This is a genomic window from Sphingomonas parapaucimobilis NBRC 15100, from assembly GCF_000787715.1.
Lineage (GTDB): Bacteria > Pseudomonadota > Alphaproteobacteria > Sphingomonadales > Sphingomonadaceae > Sphingomonas > Sphingomonas parapaucimobilis.
This window is the reverse complement of sequence record NZ_BBPI01000073.1, coordinates 1-26,242: the sequence shown is the minus strand read 5'-3', so window position 1 is coordinate 26,242 and position 26,242 is coordinate 1. Positions and strand designations below refer to the sequence as shown.

Annotated in this window: 20 protein-coding genes and 5 pseudogenes; 14 read left to right on the top strand and 11 right to left on the bottom strand. The window is 62.2% G+C overall.

The features are described 5' to 3' along the window. Positions 1-267 precede the first annotated feature (267 nt). Genes SP5_RS19300 through SP5_RS19295 form a run of 3 tightly spaced genes read left to right on the top strand, consistent with a single transcriptional unit; the run spans position 268 to position 1,133 of the window. Entirely contained in the window at positions 268-447 is a 180-nt protein-coding gene (locus tag SP5_RS19300; protein ID WP_076709914.1) for an OmpA family protein, read from the top strand. Between the two features lie 29 nt (positions 448-476). Then, positions 477-761 carry a hypothetical protein gene (locus SP5_RS18570; protein ID WP_157013743.1) on the top strand — a complete coding sequence of 95 codons (285 nt, stop codon included), beginning with the start codon at positions 477-479 and terminating at the stop codon, positions 759-761. Further along, positions 762-1,133, top strand: coding sequence for a hypothetical protein (locus SP5_RS19295; RefSeq protein ID WP_157013742.1), 372 nt, complete (start codon positions 762-764; stop codon positions 1,131-1,133). Between the two features lie 32 nt (positions 1,134-1,165). Here SP5_RS19295 and SP5_RS13775 read toward each other — a convergent pair whose 3' ends face one another. After that, positions 1,166-2,599, bottom strand: coding sequence for a DUF6880 family protein (locus tag SP5_RS13775; RefSeq protein WP_042489804.1), 1,434 nt, complete (start codon positions 2,597-2,599; stop codon positions 1,166-1,168). 40 nt (positions 2,600-2,639) lie between these two features. Between SP5_RS13775 and SP5_RS19290 the strand changes: the two genes are divergently transcribed. The 4 genes from SP5_RS19290 to SP5_RS13760 all read left to right on the top strand — a co-directional run bounded on the left by SP5_RS19290 (position 2,640) and on the right by SP5_RS13760 (position 8,447). Then, complete coding sequence (locus tag SP5_RS19290) at positions 2,640-2,804, top strand: hypothetical protein (protein ID WP_157013741.1); 165 nt, start codon at positions 2,640-2,642, stop codon at positions 2,802-2,804. 537 nt (positions 2,805-3,341) lie between these two features. Then, positions 3,342-4,880: a flavin monoamine oxidase family protein gene (locus tag SP5_RS13770; RefSeq protein WP_281177334.1), complete on the top strand. Its 1,539-nt coding sequence runs from the start codon at positions 3,342-3,344 to the stop codon at positions 4,878-4,880. Between the two features lie 407 nt (positions 4,881-5,287). Next, on the top strand, positions 5,288-7,879 hold the full coding sequence (locus tag SP5_RS13765; protein ID WP_042489800.1) for a TonB-dependent receptor plug domain-containing protein: 2,592 nt from the start codon (positions 5,288-5,290) through the stop codon (positions 7,877-7,879). A gap of 61 nt (positions 7,880-7,940) precedes the next feature. Then, positions 7,941-8,447 (top strand): RidA family protein, encoded by a 507-nt coding sequence (locus tag SP5_RS13760; RefSeq protein ID WP_052811557.1) that lies wholly within the window; start codon positions 7,941-7,943, stop codon positions 8,445-8,447. Between the two features lie 129 nt (positions 8,448-8,576). Here SP5_RS13760 and SP5_RS13755 read toward each other — a convergent pair whose 3' ends face one another. The 3 genes from SP5_RS13755 to SP5_RS13745 form a co-directional block, all read right to left on the bottom strand. Continuing rightward, positions 8,577-10,085 (bottom strand): tryptophan halogenase family protein, encoded by a 1,509-nt coding sequence (locus tag SP5_RS13755; RefSeq protein ID WP_042489905.1) that lies wholly within the window; start codon positions 10,083-10,085, stop codon positions 8,577-8,579. Next, entirely contained in the window at positions 10,082-10,798 is a 717-nt protein-coding gene (locus SP5_RS13750; protein ID WP_042489798.1) for a DUF6445 family protein, read from the bottom strand. The genes SP5_RS13755 and SP5_RS13750 overlap by 4 nt, the downstream gene beginning before the upstream one ends. A gap of 69 nt (positions 10,799-10,867) precedes the next feature. Continuing rightward, positions 10,868-13,708: a TonB-dependent receptor gene (locus SP5_RS13745; protein ID WP_084220695.1), complete on the bottom strand. Its 2,841-nt coding sequence runs from the start codon at positions 13,706-13,708 to the stop codon at positions 10,868-10,870. Between the two features lie 540 nt (positions 13,709-14,248). Between SP5_RS13745 and SP5_RS13740 the strand changes: the two are divergent. Then, positions 14,249-14,855, top strand: a pseudogene (locus SP5_RS13740) (integrase core domain-containing protein); the annotation flags it as partial. Here the strand turns inward: SP5_RS13740 and SP5_RS20000 are convergent. Then, a complete protein-coding gene (locus tag SP5_RS20000) occupies positions 14,792-14,929 on the bottom strand; it encodes a DUF3649 domain-containing protein (RefSeq protein WP_369386093.1) in 138 nt (45 codons plus the stop codon). The pseudogene SP5_RS13740 and the gene SP5_RS20000 sit on opposite strands and share 64 nt — an antisense overlap. Here SP5_RS20000 and SP5_RS19995 point away from each other — a divergent pair. Continuing rightward, positions 14,866-15,122, top strand: a pseudogene (locus tag SP5_RS19995) (transposase domain-containing protein); the annotation flags it as partial. The gene SP5_RS20000 and the pseudogene SP5_RS19995 sit on opposite strands and share 64 nt — an antisense overlap. A 113-nt stretch (positions 15,123-15,235) precedes the next feature. Here SP5_RS19995 and SP5_RS13735 read toward each other — a convergent pair. The 3 genes from SP5_RS13735 to SP5_RS13725 are packed head-to-tail and all read right to left on the bottom strand — an operon-like array spanning position 15,236 to position 17,903. Continuing rightward, positions 15,236-15,958, bottom strand: coding sequence for a phosphocholine cytidylyltransferase family protein (locus SP5_RS13735; RefSeq protein WP_042489795.1), 723 nt, complete (start codon positions 15,956-15,958; stop codon positions 15,236-15,238). Then, entirely contained in the window at positions 15,955-17,052 is a 1,098-nt protein-coding gene (locus SP5_RS13730; protein WP_042489792.1) for an inositol-3-phosphate synthase, read from the bottom strand. The genes SP5_RS13735 and SP5_RS13730 overlap by 4 nt, the downstream gene beginning before the upstream one ends. After that, positions 17,052-17,903: a CDP-alcohol phosphatidyltransferase family protein gene (locus SP5_RS13725; RefSeq protein ID WP_042489790.1), complete on the bottom strand. Its 852-nt coding sequence runs from the start codon at positions 17,901-17,903 to the stop codon at positions 17,052-17,054. The genes SP5_RS13730 and SP5_RS13725 overlap by 1 nt, the downstream gene beginning before the upstream one ends. Before the next feature lie 130 nt (positions 17,904-18,033). Between SP5_RS13725 and SP5_RS13720 the strand changes: the two genes are divergently transcribed. Continuing rightward, the gene (locus SP5_RS13720) at positions 18,034-18,243 is read left to right on the top strand and encodes a glutathione S-transferase family protein (RefSeq protein ID WP_042489788.1); all 210 of its coding nucleotides are present in this window, start codon (positions 18,034-18,036) and stop codon (positions 18,241-18,243) included. Between the two features lie 252 nt (positions 18,244-18,495). On the opposite strand, the gene SP5_RS13715 is transcribed toward SP5_RS13720, so the two are convergent. Continuing rightward, positions 18,496-20,919 carry an ABC transporter permease gene (locus SP5_RS13715; protein ID WP_042489786.1) on the bottom strand — a complete coding sequence of 808 codons (2,424 nt, stop codon included), beginning with the start codon at positions 20,917-20,919 and terminating at the stop codon, positions 18,496-18,498. 332 nt (positions 20,920-21,251) lie between these two features. Here SP5_RS13715 and SP5_RS13710 point away from each other — a divergent pair, with 332 nt between their 5' ends. The 3 genes and pseudogenes from SP5_RS13710 to SP5_RS13700 all read left to right on the top strand — a co-directional run. Next, on the top strand, positions 21,252-22,499 hold the full coding sequence (locus tag SP5_RS13710; RefSeq protein ID WP_042489784.1) for a sigma-54-dependent transcriptional regulator: 1,248 nt from the start codon (positions 21,252-21,254) through the stop codon (positions 22,497-22,499). Between the two features lie 16 nt (positions 22,500-22,515). Further along, positions 22,516-23,658 (top strand): sensor histidine kinase, encoded by a 1,143-nt coding sequence (locus SP5_RS13705; protein WP_245613501.1) that lies wholly within the window; start codon positions 22,516-22,518, stop codon positions 23,656-23,658. Positions 23,659-23,727: 69 nt separating this feature from the next. Beyond that, a pseudogene (locus SP5_RS13700) lies at positions 23,728-24,006 on the top strand (transposase); the annotation flags it as partial. Between the two features lie 51 nt (positions 24,007-24,057). Here the strand turns inward: SP5_RS13700 and SP5_RS13695 are convergent. Together SP5_RS13695 and SP5_RS13690 are read right to left on the bottom strand one after the other, a co-directional pair. Continuing rightward, positions 24,058-24,393 (bottom strand): transposase, encoded by a 336-nt coding sequence (locus SP5_RS13695; protein ID WP_042489778.1) that lies wholly within the window; start codon positions 24,391-24,393, stop codon positions 24,058-24,060. 170 nt (positions 24,394-24,563) lie between these two features. Next, positions 24,564-24,809, bottom strand: a pseudogene (locus tag SP5_RS13690) (transposase); the annotation flags it as partial. A 63-nt stretch (positions 24,810-24,872) separates the two neighbouring features. Between SP5_RS13690 and istA the strand changes: the two are divergent. Further along, a pseudogene (gene istA, locus SP5_RS13685) lies at positions 24,873-26,242 on the top strand (IS21 family transposase); the annotation flags it as partial.

The following is a 26,242-nucleotide window of genomic DNA, read 5'->3' as shown; positions in this document are numbered from 1 at the left end:
CGGCCCCGGACAGTCGCCTGAGGTTGATTTCGGAGCGGATGCTGTCGGCGATGCCTGGCGATCATCGGGGAAAGGTCGGCACCGACAATCGGCGCAACCGGCCCAGTTGCAGCGGCGGCCAGCATCAAGGCGGGCTCGAAGCTGCGCCGAGCCGCGAGGCGCTGCTCCACCGGATCGGCTGCGCGATCGAGAACGAGCAGGGCAGTGTGGTGGGCGGGGGCGCCATACCGACAACACCCCATCGCCACCGTCCGCTTCCCCGACAGCATGGCCCTGAGCGCAGCGAGGGCCGGAACCATCGCGGCGTTGATCAGGGACGACCTGTCCGATCCGTCGTCGGGCACGACCAACGGCCTGGGAGATACCGTGTCGATCGCCTCCAACGCCGATGCCGCGGGCAAGTCGCAGAAGAGGCGTGTCGAAATCATCGTGCCGAGGCGCTGCTGATGCGGCGGTTCTTTGCAAACCGGTATGGGGTGACGATCACCGCCGCGGTCTTGCGGGCTGCCTTGCTGGCCTTCGGACTGCCGCTGTTCGTGCCCTTTTTTTGGCCCCTCTCGGTGCGGATCGCCGCAGTGGCGCTGGTCGCGCTTGCCTGGGGGCTGTGGCGGTATCTCCGCCGCCGCGCCGCCGCGCCGCCGCGCCGCCGCGCCGCCGTGCCGCCGTGCCGCCGTGCCGCCTGCAGGGTCGCCGATGCGATCGCCGCCGAACTGGCGGGACTCGATGCCGCCGATGAGGAAGGCAAGCCACTTGGTCGTTGATTGACCGAGGCGCTGGCCAAGTTGCAGGGGGCCTCGGGCGGGCGGTGCGACCATCTCTACAGCCAGACGTTGCAGGCGCAGGGCATGGCTGCCAGCGCGATTGACTTTGACCATGTATCGCCGATCACTCAATCGGGCTGTGCCGCGCTCGACGCCTATCGCAAGATTCGCCCAACGGGTCGCCATCGCCTGTCGGTGCCGCAGCGCCCGTTCGAGGTGCGCATTCGGGTTCATCGTATCATCGGTCATCGGGGTCTCTGTCGGTCGAGTGTCCTAACTCAAACCTATCCCAAGATCGCCCATGGCCACCCCTCAGCTACACCACCCCGCGGGGCACAACCTGCGGCCCAAATCCGATCTCTGATCTTCTGACCGTGATCGAGACCCATTTTGGCGGGGCGCGTCTACGCACTCCAGAAGCCGCTCTTGCGTCCATGGCGATCCTTCAGTCCGGTCACATACGCCTGATGGTCGGCGTGCCCGCCATATTCCTCGATCCTGCGGGCAAGGTGGGCACAGGTCTGCAGGTGGCGGGCGGCATGGGGGTATCGCTTGGAACGGGCCTTCTTGAGCGAGAAGTCGATCATCGCGCGTAGAAGCAGCGTCGCGGCCAGGGGATGGCGCTGCTCCATCGCCTCCGCCGCCGGGGCCAAAAGCCAATAATGGTCGCCGTTCAGTTCGGCATGGCGATCGAGGACCATGCGGCCAGCCTCATCGATCGCCGGCCATTCGAGGAAGAATGACAGTGCCTGATGGAAATCGGGAAACCGGCGGGCATAGGCCAGGGCTTTCATCTCCGCCTCCACGTCATCAAAATCCGGCAACCGCTTGATGAAGGCTTTCAGATAGCCCCTGTCGAGGTTCGTTTCGAACAGCTGCCACCGTTCACGCTGCGCATCGTCGACCATGCCCGACGCTTCCAGGGCATCGATCCTGACCCTGTGCCAGTCTGGCCAATAGTCGCCCTGACGCATTCTACTCTCGGCGAGCCCCAGCGCGGCCAGCGCGTCCTGAGGCCGGCCGGACGTCAGAAGGCGTTTGGCAATGCTGGCCGCGATCGCTGGATTGGCCCGCTCCGCCTCCGAATGGAGAGCCGCATAGCCGTCGACATCGTTCAGGGCGTCGGCAATGTCAGACAGCGCGCTCTGGACGAGCCGCGCCCGGCGTCGCGCGGCATATTCATCCCCGAAGATCGGTCCATGGCTGCTGATGGCGATGATCTTGCGACTGTCTTTCTCGGAAGGAATCGGGGGGCTTGCCGCAAGCTGTTCAAACTTCGCCTTCAGCATGGTCAGGCCATCCGTCCCGAGCGCCGTCGCCATCAAGGGAATCAGGTCATCGAACTGATCATGATCATTGGCGCACAGCGCGTCATGGATGCGGTCGGCCAGGCGCGCCGGGTCGAGCCTGGCCCGCTTGGCGACGTCCCCGATATCCTCCAGTGCCTGCTCGAAGACGCTACCGATCGCCCCATTGCTGTCGTCGCATCGTCCGTAGATGGAGGGGGCCATGTCGAGCAGCCGCCACAGCAGCTCCAACGCTTCTCCCGGATGAGTCGGTGCGACATGGGTCATGATAGCCGATCGCTGCATTTCGAGATCCTGCGCCATCGGCCCGACCTTGTTCCAGTCCAGGAAGGATTTCGACCGGGCTATCGTCGCGAGGCGCTTGCGGATCTGCGCGGCGACATCGCTGCCCCCAGCCTGGCTTGCCAGTTCCAGCCGCAAGCGCCTTTTCATGACGGCATCACCCTGCGCCAATTCCAGGAGCAACTCCGCAAGCCTGACAGCCCCCAGTGAGGAAAGGTTGGTGGCGTTTAGCGTCTTCGTTGAAACCATGCTCCGATGTTGCGAAGGCCCGCGGCCGGGTCAACCATGAATGCAGGGCGCCGTTTGCGTTCGTGCCACGGTGTCGGCGCGGCGCGTCCTGTTCGGCGTGCCGCTCGGCCGGCCCGACCTGTCACGCAAGATGGTGCCGGCGCCGCAACGGCTCGAACTGCTCAGACTGTGTTGGAGCGAGGGCATCGTGCTGATCAGAGCCTGACCCCGCGCGTCCATCGACACGATCTTTTTATCGAAGCCGGCGAAACGACGCGGGTATTTGGTGACCGGCTGCGGGGCGCAGCCGCATGGCACGACATCCCCCCGAAATCACCGCCCGGACCACCCTGTCGCGCAGGTCCGTCGAATGCGGCTTCGCTATTCAGACCGGCCTCCTTGGCCAGCCTGCCTCTTGGATAGCATCGGCACCCTTTGTGCATTCCTGTCGATCCAGTCTCACGTCATCCCGCCCTCCCTCGAACCTTCCGCCAGACCGGGTCAACAAAAACATTGCAGTTTGATGAATTTTAGTTTTCATTTCGAATCGCTCACCAACCGAGTGAGTGACCGAAAGTTGCGTGTCTACCCTTCGGGTGGTTGCCCGCGGCCTGTGGTCCTGACGCTGAAGAGGATGCTGATGGCGTGGTGACGGTTTCATACCGCCGCCCTGTTCAGCGTTCGAGCGAAGGGGAATGGGGTAGCTATGGCGACACGGCGCACGGTACTCGGTAAGCTGGGGATGTTGGCGGGGCTTGGTCCCATGATGGGGGCAATGCAGGCATTGGGCATGGCGGGTATCGCCCATGCCCAGGATTGGATGCCCTTGCCCATAGGAGTTGGTCACGGCCGCCACGTGGTGGTGTTGGGTGCCGGTATTGCAGGACTGGTGGCCGCCTATGAACTGGAACAGGCTGGCTTCTTTGTTACCTTGCTGGAAGCACGCGATCGCGTCGGGGGACGCGCCTGGACGGTGCGCGATGGCGACCGGATCGAAATGATCGGCGAGGCTACGCAGACCGCTCGATTCTCAGACGATATCTACTTCAATGCCGGACCGGCGCGGATTCCAAGCTTTCATCAAGGCTTGCTCGGCTATGCCAAGCGGTTTGGCGTGCCGATGGAGGTGGAGGTCAATTCCAGCCGTTCGGCCTATATCATGGGCGATGACGGCTCGAAAATCCGGATGCGCACTGCGATCAACGACATGCGCGGCCGGATTGCGGAACTGTTGGCAAAGGCGATCAACCAGGGTTCGCTCGATCGCGAGCTGACGGCGATCGATCGCGAGCGGCTGACGCCTTTCCTCCGCGCCTATGGAGATCTGGACGCGACGGGCCGCTTCAAGGGTACGGAGCGCTCCGGCTTCGGAAATGCGCCGGGGGCGGGGGTCACCTTCGCATCGCCCTCGGCCGCGCTGCCGTTGGAGCAGTTGCTGGCCAATCAGCGCTTGCCGATGACGCTCTTCGAAGACAATCTCTACATGCAGGCAACGATGTTCGAGCCGGTAGGCGGCATGGATCGGATCCATGCCGGTTTTGCCCGCCACCTTCGCCGACCGGCCATGCTGGGTGCCGAGGTCACGCAAATCCGTCAGCGGCCAGCAAGTGTCGAGGTCGTCTATCGCGACCGTAGCAGCGGTGTGGTCAGCCAGGTCAGTGCCGATTATCTGATCTGTACGATCCCGTTCCCGGTGCTCGCCAAGATCGACACCAACTTTTCGCCGCGATTGAAACAAACGGTGGAAAGCGTAAAATATGACTATTCAAGCAAGGTGGCGTTCGAGAGTCCGCGCTTTTGGGAGCGTGAGCAAATCTATGGCGGTCTATCCTTTGTCGGAGGGCCGACCACCCTGGTCTGGTATCCGTCTGCAGGCCTGCATAGCGAGCGGGGTATGATCCTTGGCTGCTACAGTTCCGGGCCAGTCGCCGCGGAATTCGAAAAGCGACCGATCGCGGAGCAGATCTCCTTTTCGCGAGGGGTGATCGACCGGCTGCATCCCGGACACGGTGCGGACTGTGTCAACGGTCTTGCGGTCAACTGGCATAAAATTCCCTTCAGCCTGGGGCCATGGCCGGACTGGAATGCAGGCAGCGCAAATGGGCGCCAGGAGGGGCATATCGATACGCCCGCCTTCCGCTTTTTGCAGGAACCGGAAGGGCGGATCTATTTCGCAGGAGCCGCTCTCAGCCAGACACCGGGATGGCAGGAAGGCGGAATCCAGTCGGCCCGTCGCCAGGTCACTATACTTGCGCGCCGTGTCGCCAGCGAGGGGGCTTCGCGACCCCTGCGCAGGACGTGATCGCAATCCCTGGCACGGGCTTCGACAGTATAGCTTGGCCGCGTGACGGGCGGATCCGTCCCTCGTCTTAGCTGAGCGCTATTCTGGAAACTCCATCATGAACGCCTGCGAATTGGGGAAAATGCGGCTGCGTCGGTAGAGGTAAAGTATAAGTAATATCTAGAAAATATTAGATTTATTTGAGGCGGATACGTCGGGATGTCGGTGATTCAATGTGCTCAGGAATGCAATGAAAAATCCTTTTTTAAATGGTATTCATTATTTAATAAATAGATATTGAAGTTTGCAGAATTATAGTTGAACTTTAAGAAGTCGTGAAAGTTCTGAAAATACATAAAAAACAATGATACTATAAATAGTAGTCGGGCGAGGATCCTGTCTGGTCGTTAAGGGCAAGGGGGATTGCTATGACTCGATATGATCACGTGTCTTTTATAGCGTTGACTGCCTGTTGTGTAATGGGATCGAATCATCCCGCCTTTGCGCAACAGGCCGCACCGTCATTAAGACCGGTATCTGCAACGGTAGAGCCAGACCCTACCCTGGCCGAGCCCATGTCACCCCCACAGGATGGTGGCGAGATTATCGTAACCGGGACGCGCGCTACGGGAATGACCGCAGCGGAAAGTGCCGCCCCGATCAAGGTGCTGGGCGAGGACATGCTCAGCCATGTCGGGCAACCGAATCTGAACCAGGTGCTGACGCAACTTGTGCCATCCTTCACGGCACAGGCCTTTGGGGGCGATACCGCCAATCTCACCCTCTCTGCGCGCCTACGCGGTCTCAGCCCGAACCACGCGCTGGTGCTGATCAATGGAAAGCGTCGTCACGGCACCTCCAACCTGGCCGTTCTCGGCGGACCATTCCAAGGCGCGGCAACCGCCGATCTGGATCTGATCAGCCCGTCATCGATCAAGCGTATCGAAGTTCTCGAGGATGGCGCAGCCGCGCAATATGGCTCGGACGCGATCGCGGGCGTCATCAATATCATCCTGAAGGACGATGCGCAGGGTGGGGATGGATACATCACCGCCGGGCGCAACTACAGCGTTGGCGGCGACACGCTCGCAGGCACCCTGCATCTGGCGACTAAGCTGGGAGAGAGCGGCTTCCTGAACGTGACAGGCTTTCACCGTTTCCACGACTTCACCCGGGTGGGTGGACTGGATCGCCGAGTCACCGACATCAACGGCACCCTGCTGACCGCGACGTCCAGTCCATCCCTGAACGCGACGCAGCGACAGCTCTATCCGCTGATGGCCGGCTTCCCCTATGTGAACTGGATCAACGGCGATGCGCAGTCGTCGCTGACCAACCTGCAGTACAATACCGCCTATAATTTCGGTGACGTCGAGGTTTATAGTTTCGGTACCTATTCCAAACGGATCGCCAGTGCGTACCAAAATGTTCGCGTCCCGACGCGGGTTGCGCGTACGGTTGCCGGGGTCACGACCTATTTCGATCCGGATGGAGACAATCCACCCAACGGATTCAGCCCGCGCCAGAAAATTCGTGAGGATGACATGGCCTTTACCGGCGGTGTGCGCGGTGATGCCGGTGGTTTTCATTACGATCTGTCGACGACGTTCGGGCAGGATAAGGCGCTGATCTATACCATCGACTCGGCCAACGCCTCACTATATGTCGATACCGGCTTCACGCCGACGAGCTTTTACAACGGCCTGTTCAAGTCGACGGAGTTCACGGTCAATGCCGACCTTCGGCGCGAGATCGAGGCGGGGCTGGCGGCTCCGATCACGCTGGCCTTCGGCGCGGAATATCGTCGCAACGTTTATGAGATCGGATCGGGCGACGCGGGTTCGATCTACAAGGAAGGCGGCCAGTCCTATCCGGGCTTCCGTCCATCCGATGCAGGCATTAACGCAAGGACGGGCAAATCGCTCTATGTCGATGTCGCCACCAATCCGGTCGAGAAATTGAAATTGGACGTCGCCGGACGGTACGAGCATTATTCGGATTTCGGCAGCCGTTTCATCTACAAGGGTACCGGGCGTTACGACTTCTCGGACGCCTTCGCGCTTCGCGGCACCTTCTCGACCGGGTTCCGCGCTCCGACGCTGGCGGAGTCCTATTATTCCGCCACCAACGTCTCGCCAACCGCCGCGTTCGTACAGTTGCCAGCCAATTCGGCCGCTGCAAAGCTGATCGGCTTTCAGAATCTGAAGCCCGAGAAGTCGACAAACTATTCGCTTGGCACGGTGATCCGGCCCGCGTCCAATTTCACCGTCACGCTCGATGCCTATCAGGTGCGGATCCGCGACCGCATTCTGGGCACGGGGTCGATCTTCGGCAGTGGCGGTGCGATCAATTTCCCGGTCGTGACGCGCGCCATCATCGCCAACGGCAATATGCTTGATCCGACGGTCAGCCAGACGGGCATCAACATTTTCACAAATGGCGCGGATACACGGACACGCGGCGTCGATCTGGTACTGACTTACATGTCGGACTTTGGCGATTATGGCCGTGCGAATTGGACCATTTCAGGCAACTATAACGAAACCAAGCTCACGCGCCTGATTGCGGCACCCTCCACCCTGACGAACCCGGCCACGGGTCAAATCATTCCACTTTTCAACCTCGGCGCTCAGTCGAACATCGAGACGGCGTCACCGCGCGTGAAGGTCATCAGTTCGGTTCTCTACAGCATCGACAAATTCTCGATGACGCTGCGCGGCACCGTCTACGGCAAAAGCTCGGCGCAGCTCAGCCCGGATGGCGGCACATTTTACAACCAGGAAATCGGCACGACCTTTATCGGCGATATCGAGCTGAATTACGATATCACGCCCAACCTCGGCATCGCCTTGGGTGCCAACAATGTCTTCAACAAGCGGCCGCCGACTGTCCCGCTGGTGCCTGGTACGACAAACCAGACCCTGGTCAACGGGGGCAACGTGCTCGACGCACCGCTGACCTTCAGCCCCTATGGTATCAACGGTGGTTATTACTATGCGCGCCTGAACGTCAATTTCTGATCGTTACCGGCGGGTGTCTTCACGATGCCCGCCGTCCAGTCATAAACCGGAAGGATATGCCATGTCGTATCGCCTGATCGCTGCCGCCATCTTTGCCCTTGCCACCGCGACTGCCGCACCGGGGCAGAACGGACCGGTCGTCCGCCATCCCAACACACCGCCAGGCCTGATCTTGCAGGGTGTGACCGTAAAGCCTGGCGCGACGACGCTCTATCTGTCCGGGCAGCTGGCAGCGCCACTCGACGTCGCCAGCAAGAAGCCCCCCGCGCAATTGACTGTTGAGGACTTCGGCGACACGAAGACGCAAACAGTGAGTATTTTGAACAAGATCAAGGCGATCCTGGCCGCACGAGGCTTTGCGATGGCTGACGTCATCAAGATGACTGTCTTCGTTGCGGGTGATCCCAAATATGGCGGCAAGATGGACTTTGCGGGCATGAATGAAGGGTTCAAGCAATTCTTCGGTACGGCTGACAACCCCAACACCGTTGCCAGGTCCACGGTTCAGGTGGCCGCTCTGGCCGCACCGATGTACCTTGTGGAGATAGAGGTGATCGCAGCCAAATAGGATTATATAAAATTAAATATATTTTGTCGGAATTTGCACCGAAGCTTCGGAGATTTTCCATGCGGTCGTCAGAATGATTGGGATCGGGGCTCGTTGATCACGACCTGCAGATGATGGTGGCCGCCCGGATCAGTTCCGGGCGGAACAATGTCGCGCGAGGAAGTCCGCATGGGCGGCCATGTGTCCGGCCGCCGCCTGCGTCACCGCCGCAATCCGGTCCAGCCGGGCGCGGAGTTCGTCCATCGGCATACCCTGAGCCAGCGGATCATGGCCGCTTGCGATCAGGCCCTGTCCGTCCATCACGGCCAGCCAGCTGGTCTTGGTGAACAACTCGTCCGCTTCGCGATAGACCCGGCCCGTGCGGGCATAAATGGCCAGCCGCTCGGCCAGCGTTTCGGGGATGTCCATGCTTGCCAATTCCCGCCAATAGGCCGTGTCGCGCCGTTCGGTGGCGTGGAAATGCAGGATGAGGAAGTCGCGAACGCTGTCGAATTCCGCCGCCATCAACCGGTTGTAGCGGCGTGTATCCGCCGGTTCGAACGCCTGGGTGGGCAGCATTTCCAACAATCGGGCGATCCCCGCCTGGATCAGATGGATGCTCGTCGACTCCAAAGGCTCCAGGAAGCCCCCGGCCAGCCCCAGGGCCACGCAGTTGCCAATCCAGAACCGGTCGCGCCGTCCGGTGCGGAAATGCAAGGGACGTGGATCGGCCAGCGGCGCACCGTCGAGATGAGCGAGCAACGTCGCTACGGCCTCGTCATCGGACAGGTGGCGGCTGGCATAGACCAGGCCATTGCCCGTGCGGTGCTGAAGCGGGATACGCCATTGCCAGCCCGCCCCATGCGCGGTCGAGCGGGTGAAGGGCGCTGGCGGTCCGGCGTTGGCGGTGGGCACTGCAACCGCGCGGTCATTGGGCAGCCAATGCCCCCAATCCTCGAACCCCGCGCCCATGGCATCGTCGATCAGCAGACCGCGAAAGCCCGAACAATCGATGAAGAGGTCGGCCGCGATCCGGCGCCCATCGGCCAGCATGACGGCTTCGATAAAATCACGCGGGCCGCCGCGTTCGACCGATACGACGCGACCTTCCTCGCGGCGAACACCGGCGGCTTCGGCATGGCCGCGCAGGAAACGGGCATAGAGCGCCGCGTCGAAATGAAAGGCATAGCCGATATGCGCGAGCGGGGTGTTGCCGGGCTGGGGCCGCATGAACCGCCCGCTACGGGCCGCCGCCGCGCAGATCGAATAGGCCTCGAGCGGCAGGGCTTCGCCTGCCAGCCGCAGCCGCTGCCACATCGCCTCGAATGGGATGGCGCCCTTGTCGATGCCGTAGACCCCGAAGGGGTGGAAATAGCGATGGCCGGGGCGCAACCAGTCGACGAATTCGATCCCCAGCTTGAAGGTCCCTTGGGTCGCCCGGATGAAATCGTCTTCGTCGATGCCGAGCAGCGCGTTGAAGGCCTGGATCGGCGGGATGGTGGCCTCGCCGACACCGACGGTGCCGATTTCCTCGGATTCGACCAGGGTAATCGCGGGACCCTCTGGTCCCAGCACGCGGGCCAGCGCGGCGGCGGCCATCCAGCCCGCGGTACCTCCGCCGATGATGGCGATCCGGCCGATGGGAGCATCGCCGCTCATGCCGCCAGCCTGCATTGGAGGAACAGATTGCCGGTCAGCCGCCCCATTCCGGGGTCTGCGGCGTGGGCGGGCAGGCGGGTGATCCATCCCGAGTGCAGCAGGTTCGCACGGTAGAGGATCAGCCGGTCGGGCCGGGCGGCAATGACGTCGATCATCTCGAAGGCGGCATCGCCATCGGTGCAATAGCCAGCGGGCGGTGGTGGATCGTCCGCGCGTGCGGCATGATATCGGGGCAGACGCTCTGCATCCAATGTCTCGAAACCGGTGGTGCGGTGGCGGAAAAAGGCGGTGCCGTCGTCATTGTCGGTTGCCAGGAAATGGACGGTCGCGAATTGCAGCCGGTCGGCCGTGTCGACATGCGGCACGCGCTGATCCTCGGTCAGGGCGGCGGGATCGGTCGTGACCAGCGAGAAATTGCCGCGCGCGCGGGCGGGGCGAACCGGCGTGCCCGTGAAATGGGTCGAAATCAGCGGCAGGACGCGGCGCACCATCGCATCGACATAGGCAACGGGTGCAGGACCGAGCAGCCCGGGATAGGCGCTGCCCACCGTGGCTGCGGGGGCAAAGGTGGATTTGGTCGCGGCGAAGTCGCGCAAATGCTCGACCCATCCTGTTGCTCCGTCCAAAATCACCACCGGCTCGCGCTCATGGCCGATATGGCGAATGGTCGGCACTGCATCGATCGCAAATTCCAGCGCGGGCGCCGTGGCCATGACTATTCCCAACCCCTGACGAAAAATGCCGGCATGGCCCGATGGTCAGACCATGCCGGCAGGTGGGGATCAATAGGTTGCGCGGAGCGACAGGCCGAAGCGGCGATCGTTCAGCTGGTACTGAAGCGGCTGCCCCATGGTGCCGATATATGTGACGTTCATGCGGTTGGTCAGGTTCACCGCATCGGCGGAAACCGCGATGTGGCTGTTCAGATTGACGCTGACCGACGCATCCAGTGATGCATAGGGCTTGGCATATTGCGGCTGGTTGGTGCCCGCACCGAAGGTTTGGTCAAGATAGCTCGACCGCCAGTTATAGGCGAGGCGTGCGGTCAGCGGCCCCTTTTCGTACAGGCCGATCAGATTGTAATTATGCTTGGACAGCTTCTCCAGCGGCAGTTGGGTGTTGCCCGAACCGGCAATGGCGAACGGGTTGGTTACGTTGGAGTCGACATAGGTGTAATTCGCCTGCATGCCGAGGCCGCTGAGCAGGCCCGGCAGAAAGTCGAAGAACTGTTGATAGCCGATCTCCGCACCCTTGACGGTCCCCTTGCCCGAATTGAGCACGGTATTGACGTCATAGGCGCGCCCCTGGAAATTCTGGACAATCACGCCGCTGGCCAGAAAGCCGTCGACCTTCTTGTAGAACAGGCCGCCGGTCAGCGATCCGGCGGGAGCAAAATACCATTCCGCCGTCAGATCGAAATTGTTCGAGGAAATCGGGCGCAGGCGCGGATTACCCGAATTGGCGCTGGGACGCCCGGTGATCGGATTGATCTGATTGGGGTTGTTCAGCGTCAGGTTCGTGGACAGCTGGTCGAAGTTCGGCCGCGCCAGCCCCTTTGAATAGGCGAAGCGCATCTGGAACTCTTCGGTGATCCGCGCCCGCAGGTTCACACTGGGCAGCGCGCGGGTGTAGCTGTTCTGGATCGAGAGCGGCGAGCTGGTCCCGTTGGAGTTGAACTGCGTCCCGAACGAGGTGAGGTCGGTCTTCACCAGCCGGACGCCGACGCCGCCATCGAAGCGCAGGCCCGCGCCTTCGAACGCGTAATCGACCGTGCCCCAGGCAGTATAGGTCTTCTCGGTCTGCGAATTCAGATCGCCGGGCGTGAAGGCGTCCTTGGTCTGCGCCCCGAACAGCGCGTACAGCGCCTTGGTCTGTGCCCAGACTCCGTCGCCAGCGGGGAAGGCGGGATAGAGGAACCCGCCGGTCACGCTGCGTCCGTCGAAGAAATTCTTGGACGGCCCCGGCATCGCCAGCTGGGGATTGCGGCTGAGCGGGATCAGCGGGGTGCCGTCCTTGGCCGAACAGGACGGATCCGGTCCGGTCGCATAGAGGCAAACGCCATTCCAGGTGCCGCGCAGATCGATCGAATTGTCCGAATAGCGCGCACCGCCGCGCAGTTTCTGCAGGAAGCCGCCCTCCAGATCATATTCGATGTCATAGGCCAGCGCGAGCGTGTCCGCGTCGTTGCGCTGGAGCGCATCGGCGATGAACGGCGTGGTGTAGTTGGCCGGATTGCTGAGCAGCGCCTTGTCGCGCACATCCCATTGCGGGCGGCTGCCGCGCAGGTCGAAGTCGATGGTGGACGGATGCGGCGATCCGGTGGGCGTGTTCTGCCCGGTTGCGGTGAACAGCGACAGGACATGGCCGTTGCGGTCGGCGTTGTAATAGCTCTTCAGATACTGGGCGTCGAAATGAACCTTGGCGCGGTCCGTCGCCTGCCATTCGGCGGCCAGGGTGAAGTTCTGGCTCTGGCTCCACAGCTCCTGGTCGAAACGCCCGGTTTCGAAATTCTGCCCTCGCAGCGAGCCGGAAGTCGCATAGCCTTCCTTGTTGAAGGTGAAGGTCGAACCCGGCAGCGGGTTCGACTCGCTGCCCCCATTGACCGTGTAATAATAGGCTCCGCGCCGATTGAACCAGTATTTCGCGAGCTGATACTGGCCGGTGATCAACAGATTGTCGGCGGCCTGCCACTGAATCGCGCTGGCGATGCCCAGGCGGCGGCGGTCGCCCAGATCGTCATAGACCTGCATCCCCATCGGCGCCTTGGCATTGGCGGGCGCGCCGGAAACGCTGCCGGCCGGTATCGGCTGCTGCGGGTTCGCGAGGATGCCGTCCTGGCGGTAATGTGCGGTCGAATAGACGGCGTTGAACAGGACGCCGATCTCGCCGATGCCGGTGTCGAAGCGGTTGCTGTACAGACCGGAGGCCGAATAGCCGAACTTGTCGACGCGGTCATAATAGTTGCCGCGCAGCGTTCCGCTGATCGTCTGGCCGGGCTGGTCGAAGGGCAGGCGGGTGCGCAGGTTCACCGCCGCGCCGACGCCGCCCTCGATGATATTGGCGGGGGCGTTCTTGTAGACGTCAATGCCGCCCAGCAATTCGGGGGGAATGCCTTCCAGATCGAAGGCGCGGCCACCCGATGCCGAATAGATCGCGCGGCCGTCGAGGAAGTTCTGCACCTGGGTAAGGCCGCGCACCGTGATGGCGGGCGAGGTACGGTGATCGAAGTCGGTCGCGCCTTCGCCGTAGCGGCGCTGGATCTGCACACCGGTGATGCGTTGCAACGCTTCGGTCGTGTTGGCGTCGGGCAGCTTGCCGATGTCCTGCGCCTGCACCGAGTCGATGATTTGATTGGCGTTTCGCTTCAGCGCCTGCGCCGATCGCAGCGATTCCCGAACGCCGGTTACCACGATGTCCTGATCCGAAACCCCTTGTTCGGCGATCTGCGCCGCATTGAGCGCGCCGGTCGGCTGGCTCGGATCGCGACCCTGCTCCACGTGAAGCTCGGCACCGCGCTTGGGCGGCGCAACGGCGGTTTGCGCATGGGCGATGTTATGAATGCCACCAGTTGCGATCGCAACGACGGACGCGCCGAACAGCCAGCGCGATGCAATATCTCGCATAGATCCTCCCCCCAAAATGTCTGTCCGCTAAAATGCGGTTCGAGCGCTACATGGCACAAAGCCAAATGCCTGACAAATGAATTTGAAAGAAATGGCCGTCTAATGACGTCTTTGCGCAACATAATGATTTCATTGGAGTATTCTGGGTGTTCGGTGCGTCGACGCTTTTGCCCACGCAATGGCTATCCGACAAAGATCCTTCAATTGTCTTTCCGTATCAAAGGTATAGCCATATCCTGCATCGTCGAGGGGGCCGAACGAGAAGGTCTGGCAATCCACCGATAGCTCCCCGCCATGTCGAAAATTTTCGTTGGAGCTTGGCCATTGGCCTTAAATTTCAATCGAGATCAAAATGGCTCGCTGAATAGGTTTCACGAACATCGATGGCTCAAGTCCGACAAGATGGATCCACGGAAGGCTGGGGCTAGTGCGCAGTGCTATGGTAGTGGGAAATCATGGGCATCGGTTGGTCGCGGATTGGTGAAGACATGGTCGGGCAGGGCGGCAGCCCTCCTTACGCCGGTCCATGGTTTATGAGGGCGGGTCGGCGTCATGCTCGAACGCAAGAGGCACATGATGAACCACAAGAAGCTCTACCGGCTATACCGGGAGGAGGGTCTGTCGGTGCCTCGGCGCCCGGACCCGCGGCAGCCGGACGCCGATGCCTGTGCCACTGCGGCCGAGCAATCCCTGGTCGATGGACTTCGCGGCCGAGACTTTCGGCGCTTACCGTCGGCTGCGTATCCTGGCGATCAATGAAGACGCCTGCCGGGAAAACCTGTGCCTGCTGGGCGACACCGGCATCTTGGGCGTGAGGGTGGCGCGCGAGCTGGACACGCTGGTGCGTCTGTATGGCAAACCGGCTTGCATCGTCAGCGATAACGGAACGGGTTCGCCAGCCGGGCGATCCTGACGTGGGCCAGCGTAGAACACGGTCGAGTGGCACACCATCGATCCTGGCAGGCCGCAGCAGAATGCGTTCATTGAATCGTTCCATGGGTCGCGGCGCGAGGAGCTCCTGAATGAGGAGCTGTTCGACAGCCTCGGAGACGCTCGGCGCAAGCTGGCTGTCTGGCGCTACGACTATAACAATGTCAGGCCGCACTCGACGCTGGGCAACAGAACACCGGCACAAGCGCGCCGGGCGTTCCTGCAAGATCGAAGCGGGGCGTCGCAACTGGTTGTTCGTCGGTTCTCGCGCAGACGGCGAGCGCGCCGCAGCTATCTACGCCGTCTTGCAGACCCCGGCCTTCGCCGGGGCAGGTTCTGCAAGGCCAACGGTGTCGATCCGCAGCCCTATATCGCCGACGTCATCGCCACGGTCGCAAGCGACTGGCCAACCAGCCGCTGGGACGAACTCATGCCCTGGAACTGGATGCCGTCGGCAGATCAGCCGAACGCACAGGCTGCATAATCCGCAGTTTCCACGCCATGCTTATTCTCTTCCCCGAGATCATCGGGGAGAAGCGGTCTGGTCATGCCAAACCGACGCTTAAATTCCCGCACGGTGCCGTTCTGTTAGGTGCTCTAAGCATCGCCTGTGCTGCGACGACGTGTGGTGAGCCACGTTTCTGCAATGCGCCATGCCCGCTCATCGTCCACATCTATCCATCCAAGATCGCTGCAATCGCTGATGCCAGCAGCTTGGTCGGCTGCCAGGCGCCGCATACCTTCGGTCAGAGAGGGCTTTTCCAATCCGCGGAGTGCGTCGAACAGACCCTTGCCAACAGCAAAGACACCCGTATCAAAGCAATCATATACCGCGAGTCCCTTGCCAATGCTGACCAAGCGGTCGCCATCCGTCTGAGCGCACGTCACATCGTCAAGATCGATCCAGTCGTGATCGATCCGACGGTCGATTCCGAGCGATGCGCCGCCCCCCGTATCGGCATGGGCCATTCGCCGATAGAATTCCGGTTCGACGAGATGGTCGCACATCGCAAGGACCGCCTCCTCACCGTACAACAGTGGTTCCGCTGCGAGCAACGACGAGCCGTTGGGATGGCGATGATCCTTTACCCGTACGGTTTCGACTTTGATCGGCCAGTCTTCCGCCGCGACATAGGCCTCGATCGTCTCTGCCTCATAGCCGACGACCACGACCGTCCGGGCCAACCCCGCCTGCGCCATGCCGGACACGGCATGGGCAAGCAGTGTCCGCCCGCTTACGTGGCAGAGCGGCTTGAGCGGGGCGACAGTGCGAAGGCGTGAGCCTTCGCCTGCCGCGAGAACGATACCGGTTTCGATCATTCCGCCGCTACGGCAATGAACTCGTCGACTGCCTGCGCCGCAAGGTCATCGGTCATCTGAATACGCGGATGCTTGCAGAAATACGCCGAGGCCGCGTCGATCGGCCCCGCCAAACCGCGATCCCTCGCCAGCTTGGCGCACCGGATCATATCGATGGCGACGCCTGCACTGTTCGGGCTGTCCTCGACGGACAGGCGCAACTCGAGGTTCATCGGCACACCGCCGAACATCGTCCCTTCCATCCGCAGGAAGCAGATCTTGTTGTCATTTTGCCAAGGCACATAGTCGGACGGGCCAATATGAACATTGTCGTCGTGCAGCCGCTCCGCAGCGACCGACTGCACCGCCTCGGTCTTCGAGATTTTCTTCGAGGCAAGGCGGCGATGATTGGACATGTTGAGGAAGTCGGTGTTGCCGCCGGTGTTGAGCTGGTAGGTCCGCTCCAGCTTGACGCCCCGCTTGGCGAACAGATCGGTGAGCACGCGGTGAACGATGGTGGCGCCGAGCTGCGCCTTGATGTCGTCGCCGATGATCGGCACGCCAGCCTTGGTGAAGCGTTCCGCCCACACGGGGTCACTGGCAATGAACACGGGAATGTTGTTCACAAACGCCACGCCCGCCTCGAGCGCGCATTCGGCGTAGAACTCACTGGCGGCCTGCGAACCCACCGGCAGATAGTTCATCAGCACATCGGTCTTGGTCTCGCGCAGGGCGGCGACCACCTCTGCTTTGGAGGCCTCCTTGTCACGGGCGAGCAGGAATGTCCGATGATCGTCATAATCCGACATATGTTCGGCGACGCCGTCAAGAACATGCCCCATCCGTACCTTGGTACCCGTGGGAGGCACGGTTTCGCAAAAGACGGTGGTGCAATTGGGCTTGGCGAAGATTGCCTCTGCGACGTCCTTGCCGACTTTTCGTTGGTCAATATCCCAAGCAGCTACGACATGGATATCGGTCGGCTTATAGCCGCCCAAGTCCCAATGCATGAGCCCGACCGTTTCGTTTGCACCCTCGCGATAATAGGAAAGCCCCTGCACGAGAGAGCTGGCGCAGTTGCCTACCCCGACAATGGCAATATTAATGGCCGGCATTACCTGTTGCTTCCTTCTGTATTTGGGAAATGATTTTCCGGCACTGTAAGGCGATTTTCGACGGTGCGATGCTGGAAAAGTCCAATGATGAGGATGATGTTCAGCGGGATGATTTCAAACCACCAGAACAGGCGTGGATTGCCGAAAAGACAGGCAAGGAAAATGGCATAGACTCGCACATTGGCGGACAACAGGCTCATCAGCCGCATGGGCCTAAGGGCCAGGGTGGCATATCTTGCCGCAAGCTCAGCAGGAGCTTGGTGCTGCGCCAGCGCATGGTCGAACCGCGCGGCAACGCGATCCAATAATCCCCAGCAATGATCATAGAGTTGAACAAGCGGATTGCGGCTGGGTGCAGGGCCGGCGATCTTCGCCACCGCATCCCGGCGCCGGTGAAAGCGGGCTCGCTCGCTTTCATACATGTTGGATTGGACCATATGTGCGATGCCTGCAGCCACCGCCAGTATCCAATCTTGCAATGTGCCGATGGAGAAGGCCAGCGAAACATAGATCAGGACGAAAACGCCATGGTCGCACAGCCCATCCAGCGCGCGTCCCAGCGGGCTGGCTGTGCCTGTGGCCCGCGCGATCATCCCATCCAGGCCGTCTGCGACAAGCCAGCAGACGGACAGCAGCAGGCCGACAACGGCAAAAGGCCACATTTCCCACTGGCTGTAGGCCAACGCCGCTGATGTGCCCAAAGCCAGCCCGGCCAGCGAAACGGCATTGGCCGAGATTCCACGCGCGATGAACCAGGGCACAAGAAAGCGTGCCGCTGGATGAATAATCCAGAGATTTGTCGGATCTTCTATCCGACGGTCCCGTGACGTGTCGGGGATGGTAGATGTCATTAAATCGCAATGTATGAGCTTAGCTGTCTGACTTGCAAGCGATTTGCAACGAGCCTGCCACGCATTCTATCAGGTCGGTCGTTGGGGCAGGCTCGGGTTGGTGGTCAGCGCTGCGGTACCAGGGCAGGCCATGATGGACGGCGCCGTCATGCCGTTCCCAAGCCAGTTTGCCGGGCTTGATCTGACGTGGTTCGACGGATCGTCAATGCTGCGGCTGAAGCTACGGCTCGCTCATCATCTCGCGTCGAATCTCTTTCATAGGATCACGCACAGGGTTTCCCCCTGGCCTCCGCAGGGGACGGCGATCGTCATCGAAGGTCTGACGAATGCAGATCAGTAGGGCGATGCTGCCTGAGCAAATAGCGGCCTTTCTGCGATTGATGAGCGTCCGCTTTCTAGGGGTGGTTGTGGACCTCTGAATGACCGCAAATTGGGTCTCGACCGCCTCAGCGGCCCGCTGGTGAGCGAGCGCACGCCCAAATGACTGCTACCGTGATGGTGGGGTAGGGCTCGATGCCTGCGCCGCCGTCTCCTGCTACGCCTCTGAATTTCGCCCCCAGTTTGCAAGAGGGTGCCGTTGGACAAAGCGGCTTTAGTCATGGCGCAATGCCCATGCGGGAGTCGCGCGGCTGGCGTGCAGCGCCTGGCCCAATACGGTAAGCATGGCGATCACGAGCGCCAGCAGGGTGGCACCGGCAAAGAAGAGCGGCGACAAGGTAATCCGGTCATCGAACCCTGCCAGCCAAATTCGCATCGCGACATAGGCCAGGGGCCAGGCGACGATATTGGCGAGGAGCACAGGTCGCAGGAACTGCCCCACCAGCAATTTGACGATATCGGCCGATGACGCACCCAGCGTTTTGCGGATGCCGATCTCCTTCACCCGCCGCGCCGTGTTGAACGATGCCAGCCCCCACAGGCCGACGCAGGAGATCAGCGCCGCCAACCCCGCGCCGATCCCGAATAGCCGCGTGGCCTGCTCATCGGCTTTGTAGAAGTCCGCCAGCCGCTGATCTGCGGTGCCGACGACCAACGGCACCTGCGGTGACAGGCGACGCCAAGTCGACCGGATGCGGGCCAGCATCGCGGCGGTGTCGCCCGTGTAGCGGATGGCGGCAACGGCGGACGTCGGCACATCCCGGGCATATTGATACACGGTAGCGGTTTCGGCCGTGCGGGGCGACGCGAAACGGAGCTGGTCGATCACGCCAATAATCGTGCGCGGAGCACCACGCCCAACGGTCTTGCCGATCGCCTCTTCGGGTGTGCGGAAGCCAAGCTGCTCAAGCGCCTTGCGATTGATGACGACGTTGCGGCCATTTTTCCACTTGGTCCAGTCGCTCGAATCGTCGCCACCATGCGCATCGTCAAAGACCCGCCCGGCAAGCAGTCGGGGTGCGTAGGTGCGAAAAAAATCAGGCCCGACGGGGATGTTGTTGACCGTCACGCCCGGCCCGCTTGGTTGCTCGATCATATCGAGGCTGGCATTGACCATGCCGGGGGCCGAACTGCTCGATCCGACCGAAATCACACCGGGCAAGCGACGCAGGGCGTCGAGGATCGGTCGGGCCTGAGTGGGAAAGATCCGCTTGTCTGCCAGCGAGGGTATGACCAACAACCCCTCACGACGAAAACCCAGATCGGATCGCCGGACATGCGCGGTCTGCTCCACGAGCACGACCGTGCCGATCATGAAGGCGATCGCCAGACCGAACTGGATCACAACCAACATCTCGCGAAACCGCGCGCCGCTGCGCCCACCCCCCGGCGCCCGCGTCGAGGCCAGCACGGCAGCGGCCGGAAAGCGGGACAGGAGGACCGCCGGATAGAAACCCGCCGCGAAGGCGATGACCAGGACGAGCGCCACCAGCACGGGCAGCGCCAAGGCATAGGGAAAGTTTAGCGAAAGGCCCCCCGCCGCGTTGACGACGGGCAGGCTGACCTCCGCCAGGATCATGCCGAGCAGGCTGGCGACCGCCGCCATGGCGGCCGCCTCGCCGAGGAACTGGCGGATCAGCCTTCCCCGGTCCGCACCCAGTACCTTGCGCATCGCTACTTCGCGGGCGCGCAGGCCCGACTGGGCAGTTGCGAGGTTCACATAATTGATGATCGCGATCAGCAGGGTCAGCATGCCCACCAACCCCAGCGTCACGATCGTCAGCGTGCGACCACTGCTCTCCGCCCCGCCGGGCGGTTGCAGGTGCAGCCGCGTGAGCGGAAGCAGTGAAAGCGCGATGATCTTGGCCGGATCGGGTCCCAGATCCTGCCCGGCATGACGTTGGACGAACGCGGGCATCTTCGCCTCGAACGCGCGCGCCGCCGCCGCATCAGGAAAACGCAAATAGGTGGCGCCATCCACCATGCCCCATCGGTACCAGGACCATTGCACCGGCGGCGGCGGTGTGCGCGGCATCGGGATCAGGATATTTGCCTGAAGGTCGGTGGTTTTGGGCAGGTCCTCGAAGACTCCCGCAACGCGGTAGACCTGCGGCGCATCGACCGCGATCGTGAGGCTCTGGCCGATGGGGTCCGCATCGCCGAACAGCCGTTGCGCCTCTGTCCGGCTGAGCAGCACACCCGACGGATCGGCGAGGGCTCGTCGCCCGTCTCCGCGCGCCATGGGGATATCAAAGACGTCGAAAAAGGACGGATCGACCTGCGCCACGTCGGCCCCGATCGCGTCGTTTTCGCGGATGACGCTGCCTCCCTGCTTGCCGCCACGGATGCGCGTACCGATCAGGCTGGGGAAATCCTGGCGCATCTCTTCCAGCAGTCCCGGCATTGCTACCGGATAGGCTCCATTGAAGGGGCTACCGGGGATTTGGAGTTGGGTCTGCACGACATAGAGTTCGTCATGATGCGGCAGCCACCGCTCGAAGCTCGTCTCGAACCGGACATAAAGGCCCAGAACCAGGAACACGGCGATCCCTACTCCGAGCCCACCGATGTTCAGCGCGGTATAGAGCTTGTGACGGGTCAGCGATCGATAAAGCGAGGTGAGTGCGAAATGGTTCATCGCTTATGTCCCGGCAGTAGTAGGATCAGCAGCAGGCGAGGTGCGGTGATGTCCCCGCGCAGGTGGTGCAGCGCGGTCTGAGCTACCCGGGCCACCTGGCCAAGGCGGTTGCGCCTGAAGTCCGATCTTTCGCCCACTTTCCGGCTCAACCAGCATGGTGCCGTGCACCGTCGATCCGCCTGTTCATAGCGGGCTGGCGCTGGTGTTGCGTATGTGGGTGGTTCGGTCATCATGGACATGATGTCACTGTCCATGATCCGAAAAGCTAAGTCGCTATGAATGAACAATTCTGCTCAGCATCGCGCACAGGCGATCCCTCGTCGGCGAACACTATGTCCGCAGCCGGACACTCCGACCACACGTCAATACCCGGCGAAATCCTGATTATCGAGGACGATAAGGTCGTCGGTCGTACGACGGAGATCCTGTTTCGACTGGCTGGGTATCGGGTTGAGATCGCCACCGACCCCGACAGCGCCTATTCGATGCTCGCGCGTCGTCGCTATGACGCGATCCTGCTCGATATGAACTTCACCTCGGGCCGCTCGGACGGCCAGGAGGGGCTAGCCTGTCTCGCCCGAATCGTCGCGGGCGATCCCCGTGCGTGCGTCGTGGTCATCACCGCCCATAGCGGCATCCGCATCGCTGTAACGGCCATGCAGGCGGGCGCTCGCGACGTCATCATCAAACCGTGGCGCAAGGACGATCTACTCGGCAAGGTCGACACCGCGATCAGGCGAAACGCGGGCAACAGCGCGGTCCAGCAGTCTGCGGCTATCGGTCCGTCGGCAGGCGGCGCTCTACTTGGGGCATCGGCCGCGATCGAACGCGTCCGTGCGCTTGTCCGGAGGGTCGGACCGACGATCGCCTCTATATGTGTCACCGGAGTATCCGGCACCGGACGCTCCCTGGTCGCCGAGGCGCTGCACGCATCGTCCTCCACTGCCGAGACCAAGCCGACACGGGTCGACCTGAGCGATCCCGACCAATGGCCCGCTCTGGGCCAGACCACCGGCACGATCATACTGCGCCACGCCGATCAACTGGCTGCGCACGCGCAGGCACGGCTGTTCGATCGGCTGGTGCCGGGCCTACGTTGCATCACCATCGTCGACAATGCCGCTGCACTGTCCCCGGCACTGCGCCGACGGCTCTGCACCGTCGAGATCGCGGTGCCGCCGCTCTCGGAACGTCGAGAGGACGCGGTGCTGCTCGCCCGTCACTTTGCAAGCGTTGCTGGTGAAACCTATGGCCATGCCGCCCCGCGACTGACGCCAGCGGCGGAGGCGTTCGTCGCCATCACCGACTGGCCGGACGAGGTACGCGGGTTGGCGATGGCCATCGAACGTGCGGTCGTGCTGTCGGACGATGGCCTGATCGACGTCGCCGCGATCCGGCCGGTCATGCCGGTCACCGCTTCGGCAGCCGAGACTGCATCGGTATTCCGGGTGCAGGATGCCGAGAAGCTGATGATCGAGGCCGCATTGAAGGAGCATCGCCACAACGTATCGCGCGCGGCTGTGGCATTAGGCCTAAGCCGTGGCACCCTTTATCGCCGGATGGCGCAGTATGGTCTCTAGACGCGAAGGTCATGCCTTGCTCGTCGGATCGGGACTGGGGCTGTCCGGTATGGCGGCCGGGATGGCGAGTATGCATGGTCTATGGCTGGCATCGTCCGGCGCGCTCCTGTTGCTGGTATGGTTGCTCGCGGCCAATCTGTTTCTGGTGAAGCGGCACCCAGCCGCCCCGGTCGCGGCGCCCGGCGCGCCCGACGAGGCGCAAATCGCGCATCACCTGCTGCTCGATGCTTCGCCAACGCCGTTGGTGCTGGTCGCCGGCGGGACGGTGCGGACGATGAACCGGGCGGCGCGCCGTCTCTTCGCGACCGACGACCGGATATTGCCGCCCCCGACGCCGCTGTTCGACCGAGATGCCACGCATCTGCGCCACGCCGACCGGAACTGGCGTACCGACAGGGTGGAGGTCGGGGACCGATCGGTGGTGGCACTGATTGATATCGAAAGCGAGGAGCGCACCGCAGAGGCGCGCGCGAGCGCCGAGATGATTCAGGTACTGGGTCACGAAATGCTGAACGGGCTGGTCCCAATCGTATCGCAGGCTGAGTGCGGAATAGTTGCGGCCGAGGCTCGTGACGAGAATCCAGCCCTGCTTGCGGAAATTCTGACGACGCTTGCGCGACGCGCCGAGGGGCTGCGGCGTTTCACCGAGGCCTATCGCGAACTGGCACGTCTGCCGCCGCCTTTGCGGTTGCTCGTGTCAATTGAAGATATGCTCAATGACCTTGCCCGGCTGTTTGCGAGTCGCTGGCCAGATGTTCATCTTTCGATCGACACTGAACCCGGCTTGTGTGTTGATATCGATCGCGACCAGATGAATCAGGCATGTTGGGCATTGTTGCAGAATGCCGTCGAGGCGATCGAGCACGGTGGCGCTTCTTCTGGTCTGATCAATATTCGTGCCAGTATGGACGATGACGTGCTCACAATCGAGGTACGCGACAACGGACGTGGCATCCCGCCGGATCGCGTGCATGGCATTTTTCGCCCCTTTTACACCTCAAAGCCCAGCGGAAGCGGGATCGGACTCAGCTTGGCACGCCAAGTCATGCAGGCGCATGGCGGCACGTTGACTTTGATTAGTCCTTCACCGGCAACATTTCGCGCACGGGTGCCCAGAGCTGGCACATTGAGCGATGGTGTCCTCACGGGTTGGGCCTGATGGATCACAAGAAGCCTTGAAGCGTCCCGGGTTTTCCGGAGGCTCCCACTTGTGAGTAGAAGCATCGGAATGAGCAAGACGACGAATAAGTTTTCGCCTGAGGTCCGCGAACGCGCGGTCCGGATGGTAGGCGAGCACCGGGCGGATTACCGTTCGAAATGGAACGCGATGGTGTCGATCGCCGGCAGGATCGGCTGTACGGCGGAGACGCTGCGTCGCTGGTGCCGGGATGAGGCTGGCCGACTGGCTGGGCCAATGGCGCTGACGGCTGATGATCGCGCCCGGCTGAAGCTGCTGGAGCGCGAAGTGAAGGAGCTTCGCCGGGCCAACGAGATCCTCATGAAGGCATTGACGTGCCCCCCGGTTTCTTCATCCAGTTGGAACTAGAGGCAGAATCGATCACGATTGCACATATCCTGAGTGTCGAAGGTAGTTTGCGCATTCGACGGGGTGGAAGCGTTGAAGGATGTGCTTGAGCGCGTCGAGGGTGGCATCGAACGAGCGTGGTGCTGCACGGCGCAATAGTGTCTTTATCTTGGCGAAGGCCTGCTCGATCGGATTGAAGTCGGGGCTATAGGGCGGAAGATAGAGTAGACCCATGCCGGCCTTCTCAAGGCATTGGCGGACGCCGTCGACCTCGTGTGCGGCCAGGTTGTCGCACACCACGATGCTGCCTGGCGGCAGTTCGGGGATGAGGTGATCGGTCAGCCATTGCTGGAAGATGCGGCCGGTCATGCCTGTCCTGAGCTTGTCGAAGGGGGCGTGTCGATCAGCATGGGAGCGGCGATCCCGTCATGGCGCAGGCCAGCGACGAAAGTCGACGTCATCCAGTGGCCGTGCGGTGCCTTGTCCGGCAGCGGCTTGGGGACTGTCAGGAATTTCGTGTGTGGGCGGGCGGATGAACATTACGCCGCCATGGCCTTGATGAAGCGTTCACCGAAGATGACGGCGAACTGGGCCTTGGCCATGGTCCACTCACGTGGCGGCATCTTCCACTCTTTTTCCGAACGGTTCAAGATCAGGTAGAGCAGCTTGGCGGTAGCCTCGTCGCTGGGGAAATGCCCACGGGCACGAACCGCCCGGCGCAGCTTCGAATTGAGCGCCTCGATGGCATTTGTCGTGTAGATGATCCTGTGGATCGGCGTCGAAAAGGGAGCCCTCATCCCGTTGGTCTAGGCTGTTCGCTTGGCGGTGTGTCAGGCGGCGAGATCGGGATGCTGGTATTGGAGAGGGTGTTGAGGATCCGGCGCGAGCCCGCGTCGGGGAAGGCCATCAAGGCGATAGCGCGGGACCTGCACCTGTCGCGCAAGGTGGTGCGCAAGGCGATCCGGGCGCCGGAAGCGGACATGGGGTATCGGCGGGAGGTACAGCCGCTGCCGAAGCTGGGGCCATTTCAGGCGCGACTGGATGCGTTGCTGGAGGAAGATGAGGCACGGCCGCGGCGCGAGCAGCTGCGCCTCACGCGCATCCACGACCTGCTGCTGCGCGAGGGGTTCGACGGCTCGTACGACGCGGTGCGGCGTTATGCGGCCCGCTGGCGCCGGGCGCGACGTCGCGACGTGATGAATGCGCCGGCGTTCATCCCGCTGCTGTTCCGGCCGGGCGAGGCTTACCAGTTCGACTGGAGCCACGAGGACGTGGAGATTTCGGGCAAGCCGATTGCCAAGTGAAGGTCGCGCATGTCCGGCTATGCGCGTCGCGGGCAATGTATGTGCGAGCCTATCCCCGCGAGACACAGGAGATGCTGTTCGACGCGCATGCGCGGGCGTTTGCCTTCTTCGGAGGTGTGCCGAGGCGCGGCATCTACGACAACATGAAGACGGCGGTCACGAGCGTGTTCACGGGCAAGGAGCGTGTCTTCAACCGGCGCTTCCTGGTCATGGCCAACCATTACATGGTCGAGCCGACCGCCTGCTCGCCGGCGTCGGGCTGGGAGAAAGGTCAGGTCGAGAACCAGGTGCAAACCGCACGCGGCCGCTTCTTCCAGCCACGCCTGCGATTTACCAGCCTCGAGGAGCTGAACGGTTGGCTGGAGGCCGAGTGTCGGCGCTGGGCAGAGTTGCACCAGCATCCCGAGCAGAAGGAACTGACGGTTGCTCAGGCCTGGGCTGCCGAGCGCAGCGTGCTCCAGCCTGTTGTCGCACCCTTCGACGGCTTTCATGAGAGCGAGCATGCGGTAAGCGGCACATGCCTCATCAGCTTCGACCGCAACCGCTACTCCGTTTCTGCCAGGGTAGTGCGACGTGCCGTTCAGGTCCGCGCCTATGCCGACCGCATCGTCGTGCGCTGCGACGGGGAAGTCGTCGCCGACCATCCCCGGCTTTTAGGCCGGGACCGGACCATCTACGACCCGTGGCATTATCTGCCGGTGTTGGCGACCAAGCCGGGCGCCCTGCGGAACGGCGCGCCGTTCCAGGGCTGGGAGCTGCCGCCTGCGCTGGCACGACTGCGGCGCAAGCTTGGCGTCGGTGACGATGCCGACCGGCGGTTCGTGCGGGTGCTGGCCGCAGTGCTCGACGACGGACTCGAGGCGGTGGAAGCGGCCGTGCGCGAGGCGCTGCTGGCCGGCGTGGCCAGCGACGAC